This is a genomic window from Mycobacterium sp. 050272 (assembly GCF_039023525.1).
GTDB lineage: Bacteria > Actinomycetota > Actinomycetes > Mycobacteriales > Mycobacteriaceae > Mycobacterium.
Genome location: NZ_JBCHKV010000006.1, coordinates 73,286 through 87,358 on the forward strand (window position 1 = coordinate 73,286; position 14,073 = coordinate 87,358).

Annotated in this window: 18 protein-coding genes and 2 pseudogenes; 4 read left to right on the forward strand and 16 right to left on the reverse strand. The window is 64.3% G+C overall.

Features of this window, described 5'->3' with window-relative positions; all coding sequences use genetic code 11:
- Nucleotides 1–65: 65 nt before the first annotated feature.
- The 6 genes and pseudogenes from AAHS21_RS14380 to AAHS21_RS14405 all read right to left on the reverse strand — a co-directional run bounded on the left by AAHS21_RS14380 (nucleotide 66) and on the right by AAHS21_RS14405 (nucleotide 4,017).
- Nucleotides 66–353, reverse strand: a complete 288-nt coding sequence (locus tag AAHS21_RS14380) for a hypothetical protein (protein ID WP_342928305.1) — start codon at nucleotides 351–353, stop codon at nucleotides 66–68.
- A 174-nt stretch (nucleotides 354–527) separates the two neighbouring features.
- A pseudogene (locus AAHS21_RS14385) lies at nucleotides 528–884 on the reverse strand (restriction endonuclease); the annotation flags it as partial.
- A 1,139-nt stretch (nucleotides 885–2,023) separates the two neighbouring features.
- Nucleotides 2,024–2,566 carry a hypothetical protein gene (locus AAHS21_RS14390; RefSeq protein WP_342928306.1) on the reverse strand — a complete coding sequence of 181 codons (543 nt, stop codon included), beginning with the start codon at nucleotides 2,564–2,566 and terminating at the stop codon, nucleotides 2,024–2,026.
- Between the two features lie 39 nt (nucleotides 2,567–2,605).
- Nucleotides 2,606–2,950, reverse strand: coding sequence for a hypothetical protein (locus AAHS21_RS14395; protein WP_342928307.1), 345 nt, complete (start codon nucleotides 2,948–2,950; stop codon nucleotides 2,606–2,608).
- A gap of 96 nt (nucleotides 2,951–3,046) precedes the next feature.
- Nucleotides 3,047–3,487, reverse strand: a complete 441-nt coding sequence (locus tag AAHS21_RS14400; RefSeq protein ID WP_342928308.1) for a hypothetical protein — start codon at nucleotides 3,485–3,487, stop codon at nucleotides 3,047–3,049.
- Nucleotides 3,487–4,017, reverse strand: a complete 531-nt coding sequence (locus AAHS21_RS14405) for a hypothetical protein (protein ID WP_342928309.1) — start codon at nucleotides 4,015–4,017, stop codon at nucleotides 3,487–3,489. Before AAHS21_RS14405 ends, AAHS21_RS14400 begins: the two co-directional genes overlap by 1 nt.
- Nucleotides 4,018–4,355: 338 nt before the next feature.
- Between AAHS21_RS14405 and AAHS21_RS14410 the strand changes: the two genes are divergently transcribed.
- A complete protein-coding gene (locus AAHS21_RS14410; RefSeq protein WP_342928310.1) occupies nucleotides 4,356–4,598 on the forward strand; it encodes a hypothetical protein in 243 nt (80 codons plus the stop codon).
- 69 nt (nucleotides 4,599–4,667) lie between these two features.
- Here AAHS21_RS14410 and AAHS21_RS14415 read toward each other — a convergent pair whose 3' ends face one another.
- The 5 genes from AAHS21_RS14415 to AAHS21_RS14435 form a co-directional block, all read right to left on the reverse strand.
- A complete protein-coding gene (locus AAHS21_RS14415) occupies nucleotides 4,668–5,408 on the reverse strand; it encodes a hypothetical protein (RefSeq protein ID WP_342928311.1) in 741 nt (246 codons plus the stop codon).
- Between the two features lie 161 nt (nucleotides 5,409–5,569).
- Nucleotides 5,570–6,055: a hypothetical protein gene (locus AAHS21_RS14420; protein ID WP_342928312.1), complete on the reverse strand. Its 486-nt coding sequence runs from the start codon at nucleotides 6,053–6,055 to the stop codon at nucleotides 5,570–5,572.
- A 30-nt stretch (nucleotides 6,056–6,085) separates the two neighbouring features.
- Nucleotides 6,086–6,418 (reverse strand): hypothetical protein, encoded by a 333-nt coding sequence (locus AAHS21_RS14425; RefSeq protein ID WP_342928313.1) that lies wholly within the window; start codon nucleotides 6,416–6,418, stop codon nucleotides 6,086–6,088.
- Nucleotides 6,419–6,679: 261 nt separating this feature from the next.
- Nucleotides 6,680–6,991 carry a type II toxin-antitoxin system PemK/MazF family toxin gene (locus AAHS21_RS14430; protein WP_342928314.1) on the reverse strand — a complete coding sequence of 104 codons (312 nt, stop codon included), beginning with the start codon at nucleotides 6,989–6,991 and terminating at the stop codon, nucleotides 6,680–6,682.
- Nucleotides 6,988–7,293: a hypothetical protein gene (locus AAHS21_RS14435; RefSeq protein WP_342928315.1), complete on the reverse strand. Its 306-nt coding sequence runs from the start codon at nucleotides 7,291–7,293 to the stop codon at nucleotides 6,988–6,990. Before AAHS21_RS14435 ends, AAHS21_RS14430 begins: the two co-directional genes overlap by 4 nt.
- A gap of 165 nt (nucleotides 7,294–7,458) precedes the next feature.
- Between AAHS21_RS14435 and AAHS21_RS14440 the strand changes: the two genes are divergently transcribed.
- Complete coding sequence (locus tag AAHS21_RS14440) at nucleotides 7,459–8,643, forward strand: Fic family protein (protein ID WP_342928316.1); 1,185 nt, start codon at nucleotides 7,459–7,461, stop codon at nucleotides 8,641–8,643.
- An 18-nt stretch (nucleotides 8,644–8,661) separates the two neighbouring features.
- On the opposite strand, the gene AAHS21_RS14445 is transcribed toward AAHS21_RS14440, so the two are convergent.
- The 4 genes and pseudogenes from AAHS21_RS14445 to AAHS21_RS14460 all read right to left on the reverse strand — a co-directional run.
- Nucleotides 8,662–8,904 (reverse strand): hypothetical protein, encoded by a 243-nt coding sequence (locus tag AAHS21_RS14445; RefSeq protein WP_342928317.1) that lies wholly within the window; start codon nucleotides 8,902–8,904, stop codon nucleotides 8,662–8,664.
- A gap of 344 nt (nucleotides 8,905–9,248) precedes the next feature.
- Complete coding sequence (locus AAHS21_RS14450) at nucleotides 9,249–9,530, reverse strand: hypothetical protein (protein ID WP_029367942.1); 282 nt, start codon at nucleotides 9,528–9,530, stop codon at nucleotides 9,249–9,251.
- Between the two features lie 224 nt (nucleotides 9,531–9,754).
- Nucleotides 9,755–10,219 (reverse strand): hypothetical protein, encoded by a 465-nt coding sequence (locus tag AAHS21_RS14455; protein ID WP_342928318.1) that lies wholly within the window; start codon nucleotides 10,217–10,219, stop codon nucleotides 9,755–9,757.
- A 120-nt stretch (nucleotides 10,220–10,339) separates the two neighbouring features.
- Nucleotides 10,340–10,705, reverse strand: a pseudogene (locus tag AAHS21_RS14460) (MerR family transcriptional regulator); the annotation flags it as partial.
- Nucleotides 10,706–10,912: 207 nt separating this feature from the next.
- Between AAHS21_RS14460 and AAHS21_RS14465 the strand changes: the two are divergent.
- Nucleotides 10,913–12,025, forward strand: coding sequence for a hypothetical protein (locus tag AAHS21_RS14465; protein WP_342928319.1), 1,113 nt, complete (start codon nucleotides 10,913–10,915; stop codon nucleotides 12,023–12,025).
- A gap of 142 nt (nucleotides 12,026–12,167) precedes the next feature.
- Nucleotides 12,168–12,722, forward strand: coding sequence for a hypothetical protein (locus AAHS21_RS14470; protein WP_342928320.1), 555 nt, complete (start codon nucleotides 12,168–12,170; stop codon nucleotides 12,720–12,722).
- A 425-nt stretch (nucleotides 12,723–13,147) separates the two neighbouring features.
- Here the strand turns inward: AAHS21_RS14470 and AAHS21_RS14475 are convergent, their stop codons facing one another.
- Nucleotides 13,148–14,041, reverse strand: coding sequence for a DUF1942 domain-containing protein (locus AAHS21_RS14475; protein ID WP_342928513.1), 894 nt, complete (start codon nucleotides 14,039–14,041; stop codon nucleotides 13,148–13,150).
- Nucleotides 14,042–14,073 lie beyond the last annotated feature (32 nt).

Genomic DNA, 14,073 nt, shown 5'->3' on the forward strand with positions numbered 1-14,073 from the left:
CGACTCGCGCGCGAGTTCGGCCGCGCTGATCCAGCGGCCCGGCGCAGTCTGCGGTGCGTATGTGGTCATACGTATCGTGTCCCTCCGCTTTGGTTGACGGTGGCGGCGCCTTGCTGGTCCGCGGCGGTGATTCGGTCAGCTGCTGCGGCAAGGCCCTGGCGGAGCTGGTCGACGCTGGTGTTGTACGTCGTGGTTTCGGTCTTCCCGGTGTCGACAATGGCTTGCAGGGCGGTCGCGATCGCGGTGCTCTTGGTGTCGCTTCCGGTGGGGATCTCGGGCGTGTCAGTGGACAGGTGCATACTCGCCGAGTGCGCTGCCTGCGCGCCGGCTGTCGTGTCACCGCGGATAGCCATGCCTACCTCCCCTGTTTGTCCAGGTAACCAGTCTAAGCGTTGAGCGGTGAATCCGACAGAGACAGGATTCGTGCAGGTCAGGGCTCTGTGTGGTCCGCTGGGTTGATCTCGTACGTGGACGCCCCCTTGGGCCCCGGCAAGGTTGCCTCGTTGAACACGCCGCAATTCGTTCGCTCAGGAGATTTGGCGGTCGGGCTCCAGTGGTGCCCGCAGCAGCTGGTCGCTGCCGACCAGTTCGCAGTTGTGCGTGTACGCGAGGTCTCGTGCCGCCCTGGTGAAGGTCGTGTTGGTCACGACCATGCTGCTGGTGCAGCCGTGGTGAGTTGCTCCGGCTACTACTTCCTGGACCGCCGATACGCCGACTGGTTGGGAAAGCCGTTTGCATTGGACAGCTTTACGGATGTGTCCGGAGGTGGCGATGAGATCAACTCCAAAGTCACCAGTTCGAGCCGTGTGGGTTACGTGCCATCCGACGCGGCGGAGCAGCTCTGCGACGTAGTCCTCGAACTCTTCGCCGGTCATCACATCGATCTCATCTGAACGGTTCGCTGCAGCGGGGCCGGCGGGGTGCAGGATCTTCCGTTCGATTTGGATCGCCGCGAGAGCGACTGTTGCCACCCACTGCGGGTCGGCGAAGCGAAAGTTGCCGCTCATTGTGCGGTTGGTCGATTCGAATATGACCCATGGCGGCTTGTAGTGCACGCCGAGAACTTTGCTGAGGCCGACTTCTCCTGACCCTTGGAGGGTCCGAAATTGGATGCGTTTGTCGGTGATGATCAGCGACCCTTTGGTGGCCTGGGGGCCTGATTTGAGTTCGCGCCAGCGGGCCGCTTGCACCCACATGTGGCAGCGTTCACCTCGCGGGAGCATGAGCGAGTTCTGCCCGTCGACGGTGGGGAGGTGTCCTGCTCGGACCATGGCGAGTTGGTGCTCTCGTTGGAGCTGTTGGTTGAGGGTTATAGCGGATTGTGGCCATCCCAGGGCGGCCGCAGCACGTTGGAACAGCGCCAAGGCTTCTGCGGTCACGTTGCCGTCGAGCAAGGCGGTGGAAGCGCATCTGTTCAACCAGTCGCCGGCAAGGTCGGCGATCAGGTTGTCAAGCGGCAGACTGACGGCGTTGCGCCACTGTTCAAGGCTTGCCCAGTCTTGGCTGAGGGGCCCTGAGTTGGCGAGAATGTTCGCCGCGGCGTATCTGTACTGTGGCCCCAGATGGGCGATGGCCTGTCGACAGGTGGCGCAGTGTCGCTTTTTGCGCACCGGTGTCCGGCACCGTTCGCAGTGCGCGTTCGCGAGATAAGCCACACAGTAAATGGTAAGTGCGCTGGCCGACCTCTACGGGCTATCTGGGACAGCCAACATTTCCTGGGCGGAGACCGGGTCGTCCTCATACATGTTCACCGACGAGCTATCGAAGGATTCGTCGGAGCACGCCGGCCCGCAGACGCGCTTCGTTAAACGTAGGGCGCGCCAGGCGATCCCGATGCGACAGTGGCTCCCTCAAACGCGTCGTCGCACCAGTTCGTTCAGGCGGGACAGACCCGGGCCCACGTTCGGACTTCGCCTCTCACCAGCGGCGTGAGTCTCCCTCTTCGTACGCACTCGGCGGCAGTTGTGGGGCCCAGCGCGAAGCGCACTGGCATCGGAGACATGTCTCCGTGCTGCTCACGTTTCTATTTCGGGCGATCGTTGTTCGCGCTCGCTGGTGCGGGCCAGTTGTTGCAGAAATCAACGAACTGCCGTACGACGGCGGCCAGGTGGTCGGCCGCATCGGTCTCTTTGTCTTGATCGCCTGATGCGGCGGCGTCGACGAAGCGTGTTTCTGCCGCGTCGAGTGAGTTGATGTAGCTGTCCAACGTCGACAGCATCATCTCGGTGTCAGCGTCAAGTCGGTCAGTGCTGCCTGTTGGCGCCGCGGGCGCCGGCTGAGGCGAGTCCATGGCGTCTACGACCGCGTTCAGTTCAGCGTCCGTGGGATCGCCAAGAAAGCGCCAGAAGACGTCGCGGCAGCCGGCGTCGCGGCGGATGCGCTCGACGAGACCCATGCGGTCAAGGGCGCACAGTTGCGGATAGATTCGGTAACCGGTCTGACTGTATCGGTGTGCGCCGAGCAGCTCGCAGACGCGGCGCGTCGATATCGGCAGCGGCCACTCGGTGCGTAGTGCGGCGAGTATCTGGTCGCGGATCGCGACCGTCCGGGCCGACGGCCTACCCATGACCGTGCCGATCGTGAGCAATCACAACCTTCATTTCGATTACTGGGCTACGCGCCGGTAGGGGAGCGTTTCTCGTGCGAATTCCAAACCACGGCCCGTAGGTATCCAGACGAGGTACTCGGTTTGGTCGTCGTCAGAGACGGCGGTGACGTCTGGGATGGGGGTGCCGTCCTCGTCTCGGGTCTTGACGGCTTGGATGTAGACGTCGCCGTTTTCTGCTTCGTAGGCGATGCTCATCTCCGTCGCGCGGCGGTTGTAGATGGCGATTGGTCCTTCGCCGTAGCCGCTTGCGAAGAGCCATTGGATGTCGGCGCTAGTCATCGTCAGCAGCTCGGCCGGAATCGTGTCGGCGAGGGCTTCGTCCTCTTGGTCGATGTCAGTCATATTTCGCCAATTCCTTTGATTTCGTTGATGTTTGCGTTCTAGTGGACGGGTGGCGTCATGCTTCTCGCCCGGTAGGCGCAACTGCTTCCCGAACGATCAGGCGGGGCGGTAGATGCCTTGGAATCCTGGTCCTGCTGGATGCTCCTGGCCGGCGGGGCCGATCAGTTGACCGTTGTCGGCGACGATTGTGGTGTGGTCGGCGAATACTGCGATGTCGCCGGGCCTGGCCGTTGCGGGGTCAACGGGTGCGAGCGGGTCGCGGGCGTCGACCTTCTGGGGCTGTGGCTCGTCCCAGAGCATTTCGGCCGCGCCGCGTGATATCGGGCCGACCGCTACGCGGTTGCTGAGGTTGTCTCGTGCTTCGGTGTCGACGAGGGCCTGGCGTACTGCGGCCGCCGCCTTCGGGTTGAGGGCGGTCGTTGTGGTGGGCTGCGGCGATTGCTCAGCGGGACGGGTGTCAGACCGGCGATCGCCAGGACCGCGACGAGGATGCCCGGCACACCACCGCCACAACAGCTGCGCAATCCGCGACCGCATCAGGCACGCCCTGCTTCACGCGCGAGACGGCCGCGGCGGAACGTGTTGTTCCAGGCCTGCGCTGATGCCCGCCGCGCCGTCTGCATGCGGGTTGGCGATTCCGGCTCGTCGTCGACCGGTTCGGATAGCCACGACACAAGCGCCAGCCCGATCATCGCTGTCAGCAGTGCCGCCATCACAGACAGCAGCGGTCCGGCGACGGCGACGGCGACCATCGCGAATCCGAAGCTGATTTCCCATCCCGACGTCAGCTCGTGGGTCCACCACTGCGGTCCCGGCACGAGGCCGTCGATCAGCAAAGCCAGCGCGCAGCTCGTCACCGCCAGGCTCGCCAACGACTCCACGTCTCTGCGCGTGAAGGGACGGCGGTGGCCTTTGCCGTACGGCGGCCGCCGGGTCAATACCGACGCCGCGACGCGGGGACCGCTGACAACGAGGCAGCGCGCGGACCGTAGCAGGATCGGGTAGGAGAGCACTGCCAGTGCCCATGGGGCCAGGAACTCGGAAATGAGGTGCGGTGTCATGGTCATCGCTGCGGGCCTTCCTTCGTGGTGGGCGAGTGAATGTCACGGGTAGCCACCGCCTTTGGTGGCGCCCCGTGCACGGGTAGAAGTAGTTGACGGTCAGGCGGCCGCGGAGCCGCGGTAGTGCGGTGCAGCGAATCGGCAGCGTGGAGGCGTCGAATCACGGTGAGGAAACGCTTCATGGGTCAATGTTTGGCAGCGGTCGCGTGGGTTTCAAGAGGAGTCGCCGACGTCTGGCCTCCGAGGCCTCCGGCCGCCTCGCCTGGCTGATCAGCTGATCAACGCCCCGCCCCCTTGCGAGGTGGCTTGGCTTTCGATTCGTGCAGAGTTGACGACATACGTTTATGGACGACAACGAACTGAACTCGGTCGAGCTCGCTGTGAACGCTTACCTGGACTATCTGGAGGGGGTCGGTCCGCGGCCGACGTTCGCCGATCTGCTCGATGCCGATCGGCGGTGTGCTGTTGCGGTGATCAACATCGTGCTCGCGGGCCAAGGCAACGATCTGGACAGAGTCACTCCCACGGTTGAGGAGCTCCTCGAAGGCACGGAGTTTCAGCTGCGGAACGAGCCTGATCCCGAGTGAGCACTGTGCCACCACGTTGGTGTCATGGGGATGTCTTCGCCACCGGGGCGTGGCTGGCGAGTGGGCTATTCACGCGGACTCGCCTATCTGGCCGATTTCTCCGGGTAGCGGTGGCTCGGCGATGAGTCTTGTTTCTCGGAGGACTGTTTCTTCGACGCCTTGGCGCAGCATTGCTTCGGTGCGGTGTTGTCCGTTGATGTACCAGACGTTGTCGGGTTCGCGGCCGAGTTCGATGGATTCGTACAGCAGGGTTCTCGCGGCGGCGTCCACGCTGGGTGGTACGTCGTCGGGGATCTGGCCGCCGTCTTGGATGGCTTGGATGGCCACCTCGACAGCTTTGCCCCAGTCGGCGGTCATGTACGGCTTCATGTCGCGGAAGAGGCGCCGTGGCGGGAGGTCTTTGACCGGGAACCGGCGCCAGACGTGGGCGTATTTGGGTGGTGGTGGTGTGTAGGGCACGAAGTCGGCGCCTTCGTCCCATTCGGCGCCGAGCCGGATCAGGGTCTGGATGTCGGTGGGGTCGGTGGCGTGGTGGCGGTCGAATATCCCGTCGACGTCGAAGTCCAGGGTCACGATCTGCGGGGAGTCCTTGAACTTGAAGAGGGGGTCGAGGACGTTGGCGATCAGGATTGGTGGCGCTTGCTCGTTGGGGAAGAACTGGGCCCAGGCGTCGGTGCGGAACATCTCGGCGCCGTTGATGTGTCCGGGCCCGGTGTCACCGACGCGGCGGGTGATCACCGTGAACGTTCGGCCGGTCTCGTCGCGGAAGGCCTGGGCCCGTGAAGTCCACCCGTCCCGGATCGTCCACATGTGAACATCGGCGACTCTTCCGATACTCCGGCGGGGCGGGCGGCGGCGGATTCTTCGGATCAGTTCGCGCGCTGGGTGCATGGTCCTGAATCTAGTTGGCGGCGGTGACAACTGGCCGTCGCATCGTGCAAGGAGACCTACGCGGGTGGACGTGGTCTTGGTTACGGGTCCAGTTCGGCGAACTTGTCGATGACTGCCTGGTCGATGAACGCCTTGCCATCTCGGCTGCGGTAGATCGGACACCGTCCCATTGCGGCACTCTGGTTCTCGACGGCGCTCTCCCACGACAGGACCGCGCCGCCTCCGATCGGCTCAGAGGGGTATTCGTGTCCGACGATCTGTGCATAGGTGCGGTCGGCGAAACCGACGACCTGCGCGTGAACGCGCAATGCTTCGTCGGAGTCGTACGAGTTCGGGAGCACAGTGCCGTCATCGAGCAGCGCCAAGGGATACAGAGGGCGGCCGCCGCGACTGCAATGCATGATGAAGCACCGGCGCCACCACTCGGATCCACGTTCCTGGCGCCAGAGATCAGCCAGGTGATCGCCGATCTGATCCTTCGCATTGGCGCTCAGGTCGAGGTAGACCGGCTCATTGCCGGTGGAGATGATCCGACCTATCCCCGGCTCCGGTTCACCGTTAGTCATTGTGATCAGTCTCCAAATCTTCGTATCGGACTACTTGCAGGGCTGTTCGCTGTTGATGCGGCCTTCCCAATTGCACTCGTCGCATCCCTTGCCGTGACATCCGCCGCAGGGTACGGAACAACTCGGGCAGTGAGCGGAGTGCCACTGTGCCAGGTCGTGGTCGTCAATCATGGTGACGACCACTTGCCCCAGACGCTCATCGACCTTGTCTTCCGTCCCATAGTCAGCCACCCAGCCCCACACCTCGTACCCACCGTCGCCGAATCCAGACCAGAAGCGCACGCCAGAGCCAAACCGTGCGGCGAAGACCTCAGTCGTCAGGGCATCATGTGGACCGGCCATGCCCGGATCGGTGATTGCCATAGTGGCTGAGTCCACTCCGACCTCCCCCAGCTTCACCCATCGTCCATTGCGGCCGGTCGCCACCGGGGCTGGCCTGTTTGTTGGCATCGCTACACCATTATTCCTGTCTCTATCGTTCCCGTTCGTCAACCGATTTCGGGTACCAATTCAGGGATCTGTGTCATCGACTGTGTGAGGTCGGCGTTCGAGGCACGTTGACCCTCGCGTTTCGGTGTGGGCAATCAAATCTCCTTTGTCGCTTCGGATTACGGGCTTCTGAGCTCAGGGCAGCGCGATCCGTAGCGCCTCGCTGATTTCCTTCATGGTTGGTGGCGATAGGGCGCCGAGTGGTTCGGTGAGTTCGTCGTGGTAGAGCTGCATGATGTCGTCGACGAGGACGAACCCGGCAAGGGGGTCGGCGGCGGTTAATGGCACGACTGTGGGTATGTGCGCGTTCCTGCTCGTTGTGGTGATTCGAGCTGCGAGCACGGTGTCGAGGTTTCTGTTCCGTGAGTTGTTGCTGAGGATCACCCAGGGCTTTGGGCCGTGTCCGAGGTCGACCCGGTATGCCTGGCTGCGCATCCCGCGATTCACAGATTGGCCTCGGTCCGGCGGGCGTAGCGGTCGCGCGCCGCGCGCCGCTCCGTGTGGGCAGGTTCGCTGTTGAACTCTTCGGCGAGTTGGGCGTATCCGGTGTCGAGGACTTGTTCGCGGAGCGCTTCGGCGCCGGCCTGAAGCAGAGCGCGTAGAGCGGCGGCCTCGGATTTGATGTCGTTCTCGCCGTGCTTGTTGGCCCACTGGCGAAGCACCTGGAACGAGGCGGAGCCTTCGGTGAGGTAGGGCGCGATTATCGCTTCGTCGGCGTCTTTGAGGATGAGGCTCACTCGCTTACTCATGGCGCATAGTTTACACCGATTTCCGGCGCACGTTCCGGCGTAGCATGTGGTGTGAATCGGAGGCTCTAGGAGGCAGTATCGTCAGCTACGAACCTATACTAAATGTTATTCCCTCTGTTCTTTAGTATGATCCGGGTAGATTAACTCTTCTTCGAAGGGAGTCGCGTGGCTTGGCCAGGACACACCACGGAGACTCGGCCGTGGGTGGCGCAGGGCCGACACGGCAGCCGCGCTGACCGAATGCTCTCCCACGTCGACGTGACGATTCCGCCGGCTATCAGCGGACTCGACTACGACCCCACCGGTCCGACAGCGCGCGTGCACGAGGACGCACTCGTCGCAGTGGCGCGGCTTGAGGCGGGCTTCGGCGAGCACCTGGCGCCGTTGGCTGATTTTCTGCTGCGCAGTGAGTCGGTCGCCTCGTCGAAGATCGAGCACGTCGACGCTGGTTGGCCGGCATTTGCCAAGGCGGTCGCGGGTGGGCGGGCCAGCGACGAGGCCCAGTCGCAGTTGGCGGCGACACGGGCACTGGCGGCGATGGTCGAAGCCGCAGGCGTAGGTCCGATCACGCTGGTTGGTGTCCTGGAGGCACATCGACTGCTGATGGTGCCGGACTACTACGCGGCCGCGGAGAGCGGTGCGCTGCGGACGGTGCAGAACTGGATCGGCGGCAGCGACTACACGCCTTTGGATGCGATGTACGTGGCTCCTCCGCCCGAGCTGGTCCCGGACCTGATGGCGGACTTGCTGGCGTTCGTCAACCGCACAGACGTGCCCATCGTGGCCCAGGCGGCGATCGCGCATGCTCAGTTTCTGTCGATTCACCCGTTCACGGACGGCAATGGGCGCATCGGGCGAGCGTTGATCAGCGCGATGCTGCGCCGGCGCGGACTCACACGACGGATCACCGTTCCGCTGGCGTCGGTAATGCTCGCCGACACCAGCCGCTACTTCGATGAGTTGACTGCGTACCGCCGCGGCGATCCGGATAGCTTCGTGCGCTACGTGTCGGAGGCGGCAGTGATCGCATCCTCGGTGGCCGAGCAGTCCGCGGCACGCTTGAGTGCGCTACCCGGCCACTGGCGCTCAGTGTCTCGGCCACGGGCGAATTCAGCGGACGAGAAGCTGGTGGATCATCTGCTGGCTACGCCGATCCTGAACGCCGCGACAGCTTTTGAGATCACCGGAACCAGTGAGCCGAGTACGTATAAGGCGCTGGATCGGCTCACAGAGTCCGGTGTGCTTGACGTAGTGTCTGCGTCTCGCCGGAATCGAATCTGGGCAGCTCGGGACGTCCTGGTGGAGTTGGACGCACTCAGCGCCGCGGTCGGCCGACGCGTCCGTGGCTGACGGTTGTTCTGCACGCCGTCATTCTGGTGCGCGGAGGAGCTCGCGAGCGAATGCGGATATCTCGTCCGCGCGGTCCTGCAGTTGATCAATCCAATCGAGCACCGCCTCTCCGCGTTCGGTCTCCTGCCAAGCGCCCGATCGTTGATCTACCGCTGCGCGGGCGTCGTCGACAAAGGAGTCAAGCTCTGATCGGGCGGCTTCGAGGTGGGTTTCGATTCGTTCAAATATATTGTCGCTCATGGTAAATGGGTCATTTGACATGGCCTTCACTGTGGTGGTCTGTGTGGTGTTTGGCAACTAGCGCTGCCCACGGCTCAGGGGTGGCCGCTTCGTGCTTTGGGTGCCGTATTCGATCGTTTGTTGTGGTTGATTGACGCGAACCGGTGTGGTTGCGGTGGTATCGGGGTCAGATGATGTCCGGCGCGACGCCCTGAGCCTGGCAGAGCGCGTCTTGGATCGTTACCGACTCGTGACCCTCCGGGCACTTTCGGCGCGGTTGGGCCGGTCCCCGAATATCGTTGATTTCCAAATAGTCTGGCGACAACCGCTTTGGCGTTTGTTGTGTCAATGCAGCCTGTCGCAGCAGCTCTATCTCATGAGATTGGTTACTTCGGTGGAGGTTTCGTCTCTGATGTGGCATCGGGGTACTGGCGGGCGATCGCCTCGTTCATCGCCGTGAATGCCTGGGCTACATCGTCTTGGGCTCCATGGAAAGCTGCCTCGTGGCAGTTGGGATCGTCGCACACCGCATAGTCTGCCGAGACGACAACAGCGGCGGGTTCCATGGCGTCGGTGATGACGCGCCCGCAGAAGTGGCAGGTACGTCCCGCAGTAGGCGACTGGGAATCGGGGCCGTCAGAGCTGGGTTCGTTTGCGAAGATGTTCATGGGCGCAAGTCTGTCGAAGGGCCGACGTGGCGAGCAAGCTTTCCATATGGCGCCGGAAAACTGCTGGTCAAGGCTGGGTCGCGCCTCCTAGATCAACGCGCGCCGGTATAAGCGTCCGCGCCGGCAAGTCTGAGTCGTCATGATCTTGCTCGCTGGCATCCTCCCGCGCCACACCATGGGGCTCTGTGCGCAGGGCGTGTCACCAACGTGCTGAGACTTCACAGCTAAGCCGGACGGTGGAGTGTGCTATTGCGTCGCCGTCGTTCGGCTCGCTGCTGACGTAGCAACAGGACGCGTTGTTCGAGCCAGTTCGGTTCCGGTCCGTCTGTCAGGGTGTCGATTTGGGCGTCGGTGAGTCCTCGTGGTTTTCCATCGACCGCGGCGCCGGTGATGAGTACTGGGCCCCACAGCAGGGGTACGGTGCGCGGCAGAAAGGAGCTGGCGGCGAGCAGGTTCAGGGTCGCCATTCTGTTGACCGTTGCCCACGTTCCGGCTGCGCTGAACCAGAACACGATTCCGGATCGGACGCTCACCGCTTCGGTGTGATCACCGAGGAGTTCGGATAGGAGGTTCGGCGTGATCTCGACAAGCGACATCTGCTCGTGCTTGTCGATGGCGACGCCGATGTCGACGCCTTTATCGACCAGCAGCTCATCGTTGTCGCTGAGATGGCCGTCGAATTCGTTCACGAACGCGTCCTAGGCGACTTGGTTGCGTCGTTTGGCGAGTTCGTCGTCGACGACACCGGGCTGGCGTTCGCCGGTGGCGGTTTCTGACGGGAATTGGCGGATGTCCTCGCGGAGGCTCGGCAGGGCGGCGCCGACGGCGATGCCGAAGACTCCTTGGCCGCCGGCGAGCAGGTCGACGACTTCGCTGGCGGTGGTGCATTCGTAGATGCCGACACCGTCGGAGACGAGGGTGAGTCCGGTGAGGTCCGTGACGCCACGGTCGCGTAGCGCTGCGACGGCGGTGCGGATGTTGGCCAGAGATATGCCGGCGTCGAGGAGTCGTTTCACGATCCGGAGGACGAGCAGGTCGCGGAAGCTGTAGAGGCGCACGGTTCCGGATCCGGAGGCGGTGGCGATGGATGGTTGGACCAGCTCGGTGCGTGCCCAGTAGTCGAGTTGCCGGTAGGTGATGCCCACAACGGCGCAGGCGGCCGGTCCACGCCAGCCCCGGGCGTCGTCGGCGACCGCGGATAGGGTGTCGAACGCTTCGGCGTCCAGGTCTTCGAAGCTGAGCTGTTCCGTCATAGTGGCCCTCCCGGGTTTCCATGGTAGGTCGGCCGGGTCGGCGGGTGCCTGTGACGCGCTGGGTTCCGCAAGAGGGCCAAACGCCCCCTCGTCACCAACCTGCGCGCGTATTGCGCGTATGTTGGTGTTGTGGAGTTGTGGACCGTCGACCAGGCTGCCCAGCACTGGGGCGTCACTCCCGCGCGTGCCCGTTCGATCCTGTCCAGCCGCCACATCCGCCGCACGTCTGGCTACCCCGTCGCCGAGATCCGTTCCGTCCGCCGCCGCCAGGGCGCCCGAACCGACCTGGCCCCGCCAACGCCCGCCACGGAGGCCGCGAGCCTGTCGACCATCGCGCAGGCGATCGCCAAACACCCCGATGACGACCCCACTCGGCTGCGGCTGTTCTTCGAGTTCACCCGCGGCGCCGATGAGGCCGGTGCCACAGCTCTCTCGCTCGTCACCGAAGAACCACCCCTGACCGGCGATCCCCGCTATGACGCCCTCCTGGCCGCGATCGCCGAGCACATCACGTCCCGCTACGGTCTGCCCGCCCCACTGTGGACAGCCACCACGGACCGCTTCCTGTACCGCGCCTGGTGGATCACCGCACTGCCCTCCGCCCGCATTCAGGCGATGCTGTGGACCCCCGGTTCCTTCCGCCGCCGCGGCGTATTCCTCGACCGCCGCGACCTCACCCACGACGGAGTCAACCCGATGCCAGAACCGCTCTTCGACACCACCGAAGTCCTCCGTGCTCTCGCCTCACTCGCTAAGAAGCTTGAGCGCCGCAGCATCGTCGGACAGGTGCACGTATTCGGCGGCGCGGCAATGCTGTTGGCCTACAATCCGAACCGAGCTGTCACCCGCGACATTGATGCCCTCTTCGAACCCGACGGGCCCATGGTCGACGCCATCCGCGAGGTGGCCGCCGAGAACGGGTGGCCGTCTACCTGGATGAACAACCAGGCCGCCAGCTACGTCGCGCGCAACCGTGGCGAAGGCCCCCGTGTGTTCGATCACCCCTACTTGCAAGTCGCTGCCACCCCGGCCGATCACCTGTTGGCCATGAAAGTCCTGGCCGCGCGTGCTGTCCGTGACGCCGACGACATCCGGATCCTCATCCGCCACCTCGGCATCACCACCGCCGCCGAAATCTGGGTCATCGTCGACCGCCTCTTCCCCGACGTGCCGACCAAACAGCACGCCCGCGACCTCGTCGAAGACATCCTCCACGAACAGAACAGCAGAAACGGAGCATGACATTGCCCGCCAACGTAATTCACGATAATCGGCTGGATCGCGGCGCAGGGCTGAGCTTCGCGCCCCGGAAAGGACATCCGTTGTTGCCTCAACACCAGGGCGCCGTGGCCGCCTCCCTTCCCCGAGGACGGCGGTAACCCCAATGGGACTCGTGGAAAAGGTATCGCGCGCACTGGTCGAGAACATCACCGTCCGCAGCCAATGGGACGAACCCGCTCAGCTGTACTGGCTCGAACTCACCGCCGGCCAGGTAACGATGCACCTATTCCCGATCGACCAGAGTGTCTTCGACACAGGACATCGTCCTACTGATGTGCTGGCCGGATTGGCCCGGGAGGTCGCCGCCCAGCAGGATGCACTACGGCGGGCAGTTCCACCAGGACTGTTCGGGCTGGCGTTCTTCTGCGAAGCGTGGGCAGTGACTGTGCCCGCAAACGCCGACGAATGGGACAACGCAGCCAGGGCAGCGGCCGCCGGCGCCGTCCCCCACCACCCAGACCGCGTGGAGCAGCGCATGATCTACGCCGTCGAACGCGGCGGCCGCCGATTCCTGGTCAGCCAAAACCGCGGCGAACCCGTCGAGACCAGCGTCGAGCACCCCGACGAACCAGCCGGCCCGAGGAACTTCGGACCGGCCACCGACGCACTCGATACGTTCCTGTCGGCAATGCTCGGCGTCAACCTACGCCGCCGGTAACCGAGAGGGGCGGCCCGGCGATGTCGATGTGTCACAGCTGCAGCCCGCTTCACGGCGCTCGTCATAGAAATGATGGCTTCACCGAACTGTCGGCCAGTCCCACGTTGTGAGCGCATGCGCTACCTTTTCGGGCCAGCGCATTGGCGATTCTTCGAGCGGAAACACCTTGGCCCACACCGGATCATCGCCCGGGTCACCAAGGTGTGCGAATCCTTCTCGATCTAGTAGGAGGTACAACGGTCGCACCTCGCCGTCCTCGCAACGGACGGCAAGATAGGCACGGCCCTTAGCGACGCTCGCGTCTATCGCGACTGCATTCGGATACTCACGCTGCAGCGCCGCAGCAATCGACAGCCGGGGCCGAGCTCCACTCTCGGTGCCGGGGATCGAATCCCAACCCATCGCAGATCTCCCCTTGGCTGGCTCTAGGTCGCCGGCGGCGGGATCACCACCGTCGTCGACGGTAGTGCTGGCGCCACAGCTCCGGGGGACTGCCCAGCTCCACCGTGGGTCACTGGCGTGCTTGTGCTGCCCGCCCCGGCCGGGGCTGGGGTCTGTTCCGCGACCGCCGGTGCCGGGGTCACGGCGGTAGTGGTCGGTGCACCCGGAGTTGCGGGAGCGGGTGTCGATGGCGTCCCTTGACTATCCGCCGGCAGCGGCGTGCCCTGACTCACTTGCGGCAACGGCGTTCCCTGGCTGCCGCCCTGCGGCGGTGCGCCCGGGCTGTCTGCGTCAGCCGGCGTCGCGGCGGGGGCGACGGTCGGGGTCGGCGCGGCGGGGGCGGATCCGGTCGGCGCCGCGGTCGACGCACCCGTCCCCGGCGAGGTGTACGAACCGGTGCCTGTCGATGACGATCGCGGCGGCGCCGGCGGCGGCTGTACCCACACCGCGAGATCCGGCCCGCCGGCGTTGTAGAGCACGCTGTCTGGGGCGTCGCCGGTGACGTCGAAGTAGACCTTGCCGGTCGTCTTCTGGCCTTGCGGCAAGGTTGACGGGTTCACACCTTGGGGTGTCGCGACGCTGAACAGCACCCGATAGGTCTGTCCGCTGTGCGCGCGGGCGTTCAGGTTGGACACGATCGGGGTGACCGTCCCGCGCACCGCGTGATCGGTAGCCGTGGCCTCCCACAGCGTTCCTGCTACCGGATACGGAATGGCGTCGGAACTGGGTTTCAGGTCGCTGACGGTCCATGCCTGCACGACATCACCGTTGGTCAGCTCCGCGGCGCTGCCAAGCGTGTGGTTCACCGAGTCGTCGGCGATCGCCGCTGGCGCGTAGAGGACGCTGACGCTCGCAGCAGCCGCAGCCGCGGCGACCATCAGGTTCTTTGACGTGGCGATCTTCACGGTTC